General features: G+C 57.2%; 7 protein-coding genes and 1 pseudogene. 1 reads left to right on the top strand and 7 read right to left on the bottom strand.

The window, feature by feature from the left end:
* Positions 1 to 17: 17 nt before the first annotated feature.
* The 6 genes from FEM54_RS12175 to FEM54_RS12150 all read right to left on the bottom strand — a co-directional run bounded on the left by FEM54_RS12175 (position 18) and on the right by FEM54_RS12150 (position 9,570).
* Positions 18 to 3,035: a two-partner secretion domain-containing protein gene (locus FEM54_RS12175; RefSeq protein ID WP_138451077.1), complete on the bottom strand. Its 3,018-nt coding sequence runs from the start codon at positions 3,033 to 3,035 to the stop codon at positions 18 to 20.
* Positions 3,036 to 3,117: 82 nt separating this feature from the next.
* Positions 3,118 to 4,794 carry a ShlB/FhaC/HecB family hemolysin secretion/activation protein gene (locus FEM54_RS12170; RefSeq protein WP_138451075.1) on the bottom strand — a complete coding sequence of 559 codons (1,677 nt, stop codon included), beginning with the start codon at positions 4,792 to 4,794 and terminating at the stop codon, positions 3,118 to 3,120.
* Positions 4,787 to 5,488 (bottom strand): fimbrial biogenesis chaperone, encoded by a 702-nt coding sequence (locus FEM54_RS12165; RefSeq protein WP_138451073.1) that lies wholly within the window; start codon positions 5,486 to 5,488, stop codon positions 4,787 to 4,789. Before FEM54_RS12165 ends, FEM54_RS12170 begins: the two co-directional genes overlap by 8 nt.
* Entirely contained in the window at positions 5,485 to 7,977 is a 2,493-nt protein-coding gene (locus FEM54_RS12160; protein WP_276614508.1) for a fimbria/pilus outer membrane usher protein, read from the bottom strand. The genes FEM54_RS12165 and FEM54_RS12160 overlap by 4 nt, the downstream gene beginning before the upstream one ends.
* Before the next feature lie 260 nt (positions 7,978 to 8,237).
* On the bottom strand, positions 8,238 to 8,984 hold the full coding sequence (locus FEM54_RS12155) for a fimbrial biogenesis chaperone (protein WP_138451070.1): 747 nt from the start codon (positions 8,982 to 8,984) through the stop codon (positions 8,238 to 8,240).
* Between the two features lie 25 nt (positions 8,985 to 9,009).
* On the bottom strand, positions 9,010 to 9,570 hold the full coding sequence (locus FEM54_RS12150; protein ID WP_133714348.1) for a fimbrial protein: 561 nt from the start codon (positions 9,568 to 9,570) through the stop codon (positions 9,010 to 9,012).
* Positions 9,571 to 9,881: 311 nt separating this feature from the next.
* Between FEM54_RS12150 and FEM54_RS12145 the strand changes: the two genes are divergently transcribed.
* On the top strand, positions 9,882 to 10,532 hold the full coding sequence (locus FEM54_RS12145; protein WP_138451067.1) for a response regulator transcription factor: 651 nt from the start codon (positions 9,882 to 9,884) through the stop codon (positions 10,530 to 10,532).
* Positions 10,533 to 11,480: 948 nt separating this feature from the next.
* On the opposite strand, the pseudogene FEM54_RS12140 reads toward FEM54_RS12145, so the two are convergent.
* A pseudogene (locus tag FEM54_RS12140) lies at positions 11,481 to 12,037 on the bottom strand (acetate/propionate family kinase); the annotation flags it as partial.

Genomic DNA, 12,037 nt, shown 5'->3' with positions numbered 1-12,037 from the left:
GAAGGAAAGGTTAACGATCAACGAATGGAGCCAAAATTTATGCCATACAAAGGCACAAGCGCAGCCTCTCCGGAGACGCCATTGAATGCCATATCACCGAAGTTAGCCCCGACCAAGCCACCAAAGGTCTGGCCATAATAAGGCGATAACACGGTGAGCTTCCCAGTGGCGACAGACAGGCGAACGTTTCCGGCGTTCATGCCGACCAAGCCCCCCAGGGTGGCATTGGTGCCACCACTGACCCCGCCAGTTGCCGATGAGTTGGTGATAGAGCTCTGGTTTAAACCGACCAAGCCGCCCACAATTGCACGCACGCCCCCCTGAACGGTGCCACTGGCCATGGCCGATTCAATATGGCTGCTGAAGTTGCTGCCGTGGGTGCCGACAAGGCCGCCGACATAGCTGCTTTCCCCACCCACCACCGCGCCACTGGCTTCAACCGATTGCAACTCGCCAGCATTGGCCCCTATCAGGCCTCCCACCTGACTTGAAATCGACCCGCTGGTTTTTCCGCGAGCCACAGAATGACTGATGGTGCCCTCATAGTTGTTCCCCACCAGACCGCCAACCCGAGCATTGCGCCCGCCTGTGACAGTGCCCAAGGCTTGTGCTGTATCAATGGTGCCGGAAATATTATTCCCCACCAAACCACCAACATTCTCCCCAGCGCTATCCCATACATCGCCGCCAGCCTTGACCTCTTTGAGCCTGCTATTCTGGCTAGTTCCCACCAAGCCTCCGGTACCGATGGCGCCGGACCCTGTAACTTTGCTGGTGGAGGTTGACTGGATGATGTCGCCGTTTTTGCTGAAGCCTACCAGACCGCCCACATTACCGGCACCGGTGCCGCGTACCTCACCCGATGACTCCGTGCGCTCAAGCAAACCGCTGGAGTTGAAACCCACCAGGCCGCCAACATTGACGCCGGCGCCGTTGCCATTTGTCGAACCGGTACTGATGGCATCAGTGATGACGCCACCCTGGTTGGCACCCACCAGCCCGCCAACGCCACCCATGGCGTCTCGCTGCATGGCGCCGCCCACCACGGTATTTGAAACCACATGGTCTAACCGTGCCGTACCGGCTGAGGTCGTAACGTTTTCACCGGCTATACCGCCGATGGCGTGCGTATACGCGTTGCCCGCCACGCGCCCACTGGACACGGCATTTTTGATTGTGCCACCGTAGTTTTGCCCAACAACCCCACCGACGCTGTTCGCCCCGCTGCTGCCAGCGTTGACCAAGAGGTTGCGGGCAGTCACGTTGGACAATGTACCGACGTTCAGCCCCACCAGCCCTCCGATCGCTGCAAACCCATAGGCTTGCGACCCACCATTATTGATAGTCGCACTCGCCAGTGTCAGGTTGCTGATCGTGCCTGAGGAGACCGCAAACAGCCCGCTGTTACTGCCGGTGCTGGAGACCCACAAGTTGCTCACTGTGTTGCCCAAACCATCGAAAACACCTCCGAAGACGGATTTATCGCCAATCGCCTTGAATTGAGCCTCGCGGCCAACGATGTTATTACCCAGCACGTAATGGCCGTTGAGGTTCGCGTTGATGTTCTGTAACTGCGCAAGGTTCTGGATCACGGTGTATCGATCACCATTGGAGGCGTACGTCGCCCCTGCGCCAGACAAGGTCAACTGACCGCCCGTGCCTAATACCGAATCCCCTACGTGATTCAATGTGAGGTCGCTGAAGAGCCCGGTCAGTGAAACCTTACTGTTTACGTTCACATCACCACCGGCGTTGAGCGCTACACGCGCACCGCTACCGGTCGCATCCACGTTACCGTCGAGGTTGACGTTCCCGGTCGCGCTCAAGGTCAGACCATTGGCGCTGTTCCAGGCTATCGGCCCAGCCAGGTTCAAATCACCGTCGGTACTGACCAGCTCAATATTGGTGCTGATCAAGTTGCGCGACAACGTGTCGGAGTAGGCGGTCTTCCCCGCTGATGCTGCAGTTGGCTGAATCTGGACTGTCTTGGCGCTGACTTTAAACGTACCGGTCTGACCATTGGTGGCCAGTGTATTGACCTGGGTTCCCAGTTGGGTCTCGACCGTGGCGCCCTTGGCCTCGATCATGCCACCGCTGCCATAGGTATTTTGGGCGTGAGCCTGCAGCGAACCGCCGACCTTGACCGTACCTGCATCGCCGCCATCCAGCGTGATACGGCCAGCTTTGCCGCTCAAGGTTTTGGCTTCGATGGCGCCCTGGTTATTCACCACCGTTTGCAACATCGCATTGGCGCTTTTACCGGTCATCAGCACCTGGCCACCGTCGGCCTTGAGCAAGCCGCCGTTTTGCGCCAGGGAGTTGATCGCATCACCGGTGACCTGAAGATTGAGCAGTTGGTTGCCGTCGAAATTGACCGTGAAATCATTCCCAGCGCCCAACGCAACCTGGCCCATCTGGGCCTGGATAACGCCATCGTTGCGCACCTGGTTGCCAAGTAGCGCAATACTGCCGCCCGGCTGCGCGTTGATCGTGCCGCTGTTGCTGATTTCTGCATTGGAAACACCGCTGAAGGTGTATTTGCCAGCGAGGAAATCCGCGTCTTTGATGTCCTTGGTGGTAGCAATCAAGCTTCCGACATTGATCTGTGCGCCTTGACCGACCACGATCCCGTTGGGGTTGACCAGAAACACGCGACCATTGGCGTCCACTTGCCCCTTGATGCTACTGACGTTAGTACCGATTACCCTGTTGAGCGCAATGGAAGTGGCGCTCGGTTGGTTGAATACCACCTTTTGTCCTGCGGCAACGCTGAAGTCCGTCCAGTTGGTAATCAACTTGTCGCTGTGCTGGTTGATCGACATTTGCGAGTTGGATTCGAATCCCAATATGTCGCCCTTGCCGGAGACTACCGTACCGCCTAACGGCAAAGCGAATGCCGGTGCAGCGCCCAACAACGCCAGCGTGCCGATGGCCGAACATTTGGCGCCAGTCTTGCAATGCCGGCGAGCTCCTTCGTGAGCAACCTTCCAGCAGCTCATCGCGTGGTTCCAGACCAGTGAGTAAACCTTGTTCACATGAATTTCCTCTTCCTTAATGACGCCTTGCATAGCGTTGCATAGCGTTGCAAGGCGGTACTGCTTCCAGGCACGAATGTGCTTAGAAATACTGAATGGCGCTGAACCACACGCGCGGGTCCTGATGCGGTGCGTCGTTCTGCTCAGTGCCGTGGACGGGCCATGCTGCGGTGACGCTGAGCTGTTGCCCGGCGCCGCGCCAACTGGCGCTAACCCCTGCGGCCGTGAGTGATCGCTGATTGCTTTTCGAGGTCCACGGTCGCTTGCTGACCGAGATGACGCCCCGGTCGGCGAAGCCGCTCAATTGCACGCCCGGCGCGGCCAGGTAGCGCAGCTCGGTGCTGGCCTGCCAGCCCTGGTCCCCGCTGCCGGCGCCCAACGCGTAGGCACGAACACCATTGGGGCCACCGAGGCCAAACTTCTCCGAACTGTCGAGGTTGTTACCCGCCCACTGCGCATTCAATTGGCTGTACAGCTGCCAGCGCGGGCTCAGGTACTGCAAGCGGCCGAGGCTCAGATTGGCGCGTGTGAAATGCCCCGCGGCGCCGGCGCTGAGCCTATCCATGGTGCGGTCGATGGCTTCGCCGATACCCAGGCGCCCGGCGCTGTAGCTGAGCGAGGCAAAACTTTGCCCACCGCCCAGCCAGCGGTCCTGGCCACTGGCATTGATACCCAGGGTCCACAATTCCACATGCTTGGGGCTGCGCAGGTCGAACAGGTCGATATCGTCTTGCAGTTGCTTGTCGTCGAACTGCAATTGCGCGCTGAGGTTGAAGGTGCGGCTGCGAATCAAGGGTTGCAAAGCAAAGAGGCTGCGCACGGTGGCTTGGCCTTTTGCTTCTAGCACTTCTACGTCCTTGCCCAGTTGGTAGCTCATGCGCGAATAAGAGGTGCCAAGGGTGGTCGACCACGGGCCCACGGGCAGGCTGTAGCCGAAGCGGTAGTAACGTTGGTGCTGATCGCTTTGCAGCAGGCGCATGGTGAGGGCATCACCCAGGCGCAGCGGGTTGTTTAAAACCAGGCTGGCGCCAAGGCGATATTCGCCGGTGTAGCGGTCGCCGTAGTTGTCGGCTTCCAAGGTGCCGGCGTACAAGGGGCCAGGTTCGGCATCGACCACCAAGTCGGTGCTGCCGGGCAGCGATCCGGGGCGCAAGGTGCCCTTTACTGCCACGCCTGGAAGATCGCTGAGCAACAACAGGCTTTGCTCCAGATCTGAGTCGTAGACCGCTCCACCCGGACGCAATGCCGACAAAGGTTGCTGCAACACAGCATCGATCACGCGGGAGCGATTGTTCAACTCGATGCGGCCGTAATACCCCTCCAGCACCTGGATACGCACGATGCCTTGATCGATGTCCTGGGCGGGCAAAAAAGCCCGCGCCAGTGCATACCCGTGGCCCTGGTAATACTGTGTGATGCGTTGTGCAGCGGCGCGTAGCCCGGCGAGGTCCAACGACTGGCCCGGCAAATCGGCCAGCAGTTCAAGCAATTGCTCGCGATTGAAGACCCGGTTTCCGTCGATCTCGAAACCTTTCACTTGCAACTGCATACCGCCGCCAGGCGTTGCCTGAGACGGTGCTGAAGGCGGGGGCATATCCACCTGCACCGGCGCAGAAGGCAGGGGTGCCGGTGCCAGAGATTCAATGTCACGCATCACCTGCCCCGCACTGGGTACTTGTGCCCACACCGAGGGCACGCCAGAGAGCGCCAGCGCGACACCGACGGCGAGCAAAGGCCTCGTCGCGAAACCGTTAATCATGGTGAACCGGCGCCCGTGCATCGATCATTCCTCCCCTGTCTGCAACAAATTGGTAATGGATAAAAGTGGGTGTCGCCGACGCCCCTGTAAGGGGGAAATCCGCGCAGGTAAATGGCGCAATCGTGGCGCTGCGCTGAACCTCGTCAGCGGCTCCCGGCTCCAGTCGCTGCGCAGTGAGCGAGACAAAAAACGGTGCCTTATTGCAGGCCTCAAGGACCTTGCGGTGTGCGCGCCAAGTCAACTGTCGGCCCGCCTCTTCCGCGCTACCCGCCAGCCCCACCGGCCTGAACAGCAGCTTCATGCGCAACCGATACGAAAGCCGCAGCAGATGCGTACTGCGTGGCGGCAGCGGTGACACTTCAAGGAAGTTCAGCCAAAACAGCGACTCGCGGTCGGCGGGCAGCGCTTCGCCGGTGTAGCGGACTTCAAGCGCACTGCGCTGCCCAGGGTCCAAGCGCAACAACGGACGGCTGACTACGAACGGCACGGACAGGCCTGAGGGGTCTTGATTGATCTGGCCACGGTCCAACCAGCTCTGGGCCAGGATCGGCGCTTCGCCGCCATTACTGATTCGTACCGTCAGCGCACGTGCATCGGCTGCGTAGACGAAGCGAGTTCCCGTCACCGTCAACGCTGCCTGGCTGCTACTGGCATGCGCGCAAATCAGCAGGCACACGGCATAAAGCGACCTCACAACCCGCGCTCCTTACCTGCAGGCCGGGCGTCTATGTCGTGACACACCAGATTGAGCAACTCGAACGCGCTGCCTTCGCGGGCGTGGCGCTCGGGCAACGCATAATCCACTTGGCATTGCTGGTCGGCATCACTGCCCCACTCCACACGAATCGAGCCGCGACTCTTGTCACTGCGTACCACCAGCCGGCTGCCCTGCCCCACCGCACCAATGACTTGGCCGCTCTGCACATCAATGGCTGAGGCAGCGAACGGCAGGCGCTGACCATTGCTGCGTTGGCTGTCGATCAACAGCGGGCGGGATCTACGCGTCGGAAAATCCAGCATCACCACGGCGCCTGCGCGAGGCGCAACGCTGCGTGAGCTGACCTGAAGCTCCACATCATTGGGTACGCCTTGCGGGTCGACATCAACCTGGTTGAGCTGATAAGGGCTCAGGCTGGTGATGATCGCGTAGCCGTCCTTGCCAATGCTCGACCCTGCGTAGCCAACCCTGGCGCCTTCGGCGTCGCGTGCCTTGACCACACCCACCGTTTCGCCAAGTGTTTGCGCAAGCGTCACACCGCCCGGGTGCAGGACCACGGCGCCCGATGCACTGAGTGACTGCTGGTGATAATCCGGCCCCTGGGAAAGGCTTGCACCGAACGCGCCTTGGGGCAGGCGGTAGTTGACGCTGGCATTGCTGGAGGCGCCCCGCTGCCTGTCCGCATGGGCGACCGAAACGGCATAAGAAGCATCACCGCGTTCATTGAAGGCACCGGATATACCGGTAGACATTTGCCGGCCTGAGCGACGGTCATGGCTGGCATAACTGTTGATCACCGCACCGCCATGCCCATCGCGGCCCAAGGGAATCGACAGCGTGAAGGTGAGCTGCGTGTCGTCTTGATCCCTTGCATGTCGCAGCCCACCTGGCGATGCGCTATGACTACGCTGGGCCGCGATCGAGTAGAAATTACCGCGCCACTGATTGCTGTAGCCCATGGAGAAACTGAGGGTCCGCCCCGCTTGCTGCCAGTACTGGCTTGAGGAAGTGTTGAGATATACGTTGCCTCCATCGGTGCCCAGCCCCTGGCTGATATTGGCGTCGAACCGAGCGCGTACACGGGCGAAGTCGGTGGCGCGCCCGGACTCGTTGCGCATCCGATCCTGAAGCGCTACCGCATCGTGAAGCCCCAAGTACCCTGAGGTTGAATAGCGATAGGCGAGTAACGAGAAATTCGTGCGGCTATTGGGCAGGTTCTTGCTGTACGACAGGCGCAAACTGGAACCCTGCTGGGTCTGCCCTGCGGGGAGTTCGGTGCTGGCTGCAGTAAGGTCGGCGGCGAAACCGCCGAACCGGGTATTAAGCGCCATGCCTGCCAAGCCGGATACATAGCCGGGGGTCAGTGCGGTGCCGCCGTAACCGGTCAGGTTGTTGTCCAGGCCGCGTTGCAGGGTGCCTTGCAAGACAAGCGGAGGTCGGCCGTGCAAACCAGGATCCACCAACTGACCGGCCACCAGGCTGTAGCGCGTTGAGCCTGGGCGGAGTAATTGCACCGTCGTAGCAAATGGCACGACGAACCCGTGTTCGCGACCATCGGCTTCGGTGACTGTTACCCGCAGGTCGCCACCAAAACTCGCTGCTTGCAAGTCGGCGATTTCAAAGGAGCCGGGCGCTACAGTTGTTTCGTAGACCAGGTACCCACGCTGATAGATCGAAACCTTGGCATTGGAGGTCGCGGTGCCACGTACCACTGGGGCGTAGTAGCGCTGCGTATCAGGCAACATGCGGTCGTCGCTTTCGAGCTGGACGCCGCGAAACGACACCGCATCGAACAACTCACCACTGGTAGTGCTCTCGCCGAACAGCAACTGCGACTTCCAGCCCGTGAGGTCGACCTGACCATAGGCGTAACCGCGCTGGTAACGCCCACCCAATGTGGGCGACCAGGTCAGGCTGGCGTTATGCCGCAGCCTGATACCCCCCAGGTTCAGGCCCATGTTCAACCCTGAATAAGCATGCGTGTCGCGGCGCCCTTGGCTTTGAGCGCTGAACAGGTTGGCGTCGTAGTTCAGCAAGCCGGCTGTTACGCCACTGTCCCAACTTGACGGGTCGACATAGGTGCTGGTGGCGGGCCGTTGCAGGTAGTACTGCGCAACGGTGATGTGCAGTTTCTGTTCGGGCAGGTCAACACTGATGGCAGCGCCCGGCACGAAACGCTCAAGCTTGTCGCAGGTCAGTCCTTGCGGGACGACCGCGCTCTGTTGATCGCTGCCGCGTCCTCTGCGACTACGCTCAAGGTCTATGCCAACACGCATGAGTAGTTCGGCGCTATAGCATGGTTGTGCATCCGCAAGCCCGGCGACTGCCCGTAACTCGACCTCCTGGATCGCACGCCATTGGCCGTTGATCAGGATATCCAAGCGATAAGTCCCAGGAACATTGCGGTCCGGCTGTTCAAAACGGGTGGTATCAATGGCCATGCCGGACGCTCCTTGCATTAACATCTGTGAATCGAAAATGATCGATTCATCAAGCTGGCTGGGCGTGACAGGCGTTGCCGTTGGCACATCCTGAGCCCATGCCTGAAGTTGCCCTCCCAACAGGACGGCAATGAATAAAAACAGTGCCCAAGGACGACTTTCATTCGCCCATGGCATAGCCAGACCACCGAATGCTCTCGGTCGAAATCGAACAGGTAAAAACATAGTCAGTCCCATGCCACGGCTGTGTGCCGGAACCGGAAAGAAGCGCGAGGCCTGTGGCGTTATTTGTCTACGGGCTGCTCGAACATCCGCCTTGCGCCATAGTCATTGATGGCTTCGTAACGCACTTTTGGCCCACTAGCGTGGCAGTTAAAGCGGGTTGAGGTTGTGAGCACTGTCTTGCCGAACGGTGCAACCATCCCGGTTTTGACGGGAAACGCCTGGCCATCGCAGTCAACTTCGACATGGCCGAAGGACACGTAATACGGCGTCGGATTCGCCACCTCCAGGTTCGTCGCACCCGTGCTTTTGGGCGTCGCTACAACCGTCCATTTGAGCTGCTCGGGAGCAGCGTCTACGCCCGATGCAAGCGCGGTCGGGCGGTAAAGCAGCTTGAGTCGCGTCCTGAAGGCAAACTGCAACACCGCATCATCCGAAGCCCTGCGCGGCGGAGTTTCCAGCACATTGAGCCAGAACAGCGATTCGCGGTCGGTGACAGCAATGGATTGGGTTCGACTGATCCTCAACACCGCGCCACCACTGGGGTCAATCCGGCTGACCGCAGGCGCGACAACAAAGGGAACCTGAACATCCTCAGGGGCCATTTCTGCATGTCCATCATCCACCCAGCTTTGCACCAGTACTGGCTCACTACTGGTATTTGCCAACCTGACCGTCACGTCATCCACACCGGCAGGGAAAATGACTCGAGTGCCTTGCACCACAATGGCTGCCTGGGACGCTTGCACAAACAGCCCGAGGAACACAGCGCCGATGGCGAGAGAATACGTACGCGCTATCGGCGCCATGAACCACCTCCTGCATCGTCAGCGGTTATTGATAGGCCAGCGTGTAGCGTACGAACGAAATGCCAGAACCCGGAGTGACAGCAGGCGCGGTCGATACGTAAGACGCTTTGTAGGACAAGGTCGCAGTATTGCCTTTGACCACTGCCACCTGAGGCGTTGTTTCTCTTTGGCCCAGCTGGATTTTCTTGCCATTGGCCGTATCGTTGAATACTTGAATCTGCACGCCTGTTGCAGGTGCACTGCCAATCAGCTTGAGATTACCGGTGACCGAATCGATGTTCTCAACTTGATCGAAATCGATCGAAACCTTGGCGTCGTTAGTGCATTGCGCACCCGACAATTGCAGCTTGAACGGCACAAACGGTGACGCGTTGCCAATCGCGGCAAATGTACCTGGCGCGATCCGGCCAAGTTCCACATTGGTCACGTTGCCGTCGCCTGGCCCCTGGCCGTTAATGTCACAGGTCACATCTGTGATGCTGCCCGAGAAGTTTACAATCCCATCCGCCGCATAGGCCAGCGAAGGCGCAACCAATGCGCAAAGAAAACTAGATGCAATCAGTTTCTTCAAAGAAACACTTTTCATACCATATCCTTATTAATTAAGTTTGCCACCGCTCAACTAGCAGACACCCCATTAAGGCGCAACTATCTCGACATGCACCTTCCAATATAACTACCAGAAGACCGAAACGACGATACAGGACTTTCTTGCGGTTTATTTATAGATCTTTCCTACAATGGCTAAAGACATTTCGCACTGACGATAATTTTTTTGCCAGCACCTCCAAAACCATATTTAACTAAGTGCTGCCCTCATCGAATGAGGCCTGCCTTACTTGCGATGGGCTCGCCCCCTATAGCATCGGGCACGTTACTCGGAAAAGGACTTTACGAATGAGCACCATTGTTATCGCAGACCGCCATGCGTTGATGCGTTATTCGGTCAAGAGACTTCTGGAACAGAGTGGCCACACTGTCGTCGCCGAAACTGAAAATGGGCAGGAAGCTCTGCACATGGTGTACAGGCTTGAGCCGCACATGCTCATCCTGGAACTCGACCTGCCAAAAATACACGGGTTGGACGTGATCTCTTTACTGACCTTGGGTAATTGCTCAAGCAAAATACTCGCATTCACTGCCTATGATGCCGAGAATTATTTAATCCGCTGTTTGAAAGCCGGCGCCTCCGGCTTTGTCTCAAAAACTGCTGAACTGAGTGAAATACAATGTGCTATCAAAGACTTGCTAAGAGGCAAGAGTCACTTCCCATATATCACACAAAAAATGCAACAGACCATTAATCACAACTACTCATCGCACTCAACAAAGCCAGTAACGCTGACAAGGCGCGAAACCGATATCCTGGCACTTTTGGCAAAGGGAATGAACAATCAGGAGATAGCTAAGCTTTTAATGATCAGCCATAAGACTGCGAGCGCTTACAAACTCAGACTATTATACAAGTTTAATACTTCCAATCTGCTTGGTATGATTGACGCGGCGCGCAGAGGCGGCCATATCGCGAAGACTTTAACGATACTCTAACAGCGAGTCCATGATCAGTATTTATCAATTTTAAACCGCGCATCTGCAATTTGGATCCGCAGCTCATTTCACGATGTGCAAATAATAGCTCCAAGCGATTACTGATGTGAAGGCCGTACCGGCCAACGCGTTTTCAAGTGTTGCCGCAATTAAAATCTCGCAAAACAAAGAAAAACGCCAAAGTGCCTATTTTTTACATCGCAGAAAAGACAAAGCCACTCGTTACTGTGGCTTTTGCTTTAATTTTTTTAGAAGAAAACGGGAAGTGCATCGGGCGTCTTTACCCTGACTGTATATAGATTTATATCTTATTGCGCTTACGCAAGAATAAACCGAGAACGTATTCGTTTTTTCGCATTTTCAAATATCAAAAGACGTGCGGTGGATGACCAAACGTAAACACAGCCATAGTGCCCTCCGTACGCAACGTAAGAGAATTTCGCTGTTCAGGCGATTTAAGGCTAGCGCTCGCATACTTTATCGGGTGACCTTCAACATGCGTGAGCCTGATACCGAGGGTCAATGAACATCGACCATCAAGACACGAAGCAACCACGTTCCACACGCCTGCACTCACCATCATCAACCGGATAACAGTTGCCGGGATCGAGAAAGGCCAGGTGTTCCAGCGGATTGATCGTATCCGTCCAGCCAAAACACCTTCTTGATTCCATCGTGCAAAGCGCTGCTGTCAGCACCTCGGTGCTTGAGGCGGCCGACAATCCCTAGGAGTCTTCTACAGATAAGCCAGAGGCCCTCATGAACATAAATCTGTGAACATCAGGCTCCACAACTCGTAGAAAAACTCAGGCATTGATTGATGTAAGGATCGCCCATGAACAAATGACATCGCCCACTTGTAAAATTATGTATCAGGCTATCCATATCCATTACGTCCACTCCTTAAGGACAACACATTAGTCCTCGGAAGCAATTCCTGGTAAGGATTCAGGAAAGGTTGTGCAGCCGTCGCAAGGCATGTCGGGCCATGATCAGATTTTCGTCAGTGGGTATGACCCAGGCCGACACAGGGCTGCCAGGCATCGACAGGCAGCCTGATAACTTATTTGCCTCACTCTTATCGCGCTGCACCCCCAGCCATTGGCAACCGTCAAGAATCGAGGTGCGCACCGGGGTGGCGTTTTCACCGATGCCTCCCGTAAATACCAACGCATCTACCCCGCCCAATACGGCCGCATACGCTCCAATCTCACGCACAACGCTGCGTACGAACAAAGCAACCGCCTCTTTGGCTTCAGGCGCTTCACTGGCCTGCAATACATGCATGTCGCTGGAGATTCCCCCTGACACACCCAGGAGCCCGCATTCGTGATACAGCAGGTGTTCCAGGGACGATACGCTCATGCCGCGTTCACGCATCAAGTAGAGCAGGATGCCCGGGTCGAGATGCCCAGGCCGAGTGCCCATGAGTACCCCGTCCAGTGTGGAGAAGCCCATGCTCGTTGCCTGACTGACACAGTTATGCATCGCGCACAGGCTGGCAC

It is taken from the genome of Pseudomonas edaphica, from assembly GCF_005863185.1.
Taxonomy (GTDB): Bacteria; Pseudomonadota; Gammaproteobacteria; order Pseudomonadales; family Pseudomonadaceae; genus Aquipseudomonas; species Aquipseudomonas edaphica.
Note: the sequence above shows the minus strand (reverse complement) of the source record. Positions and strands in the feature narration are given on the sequence as shown.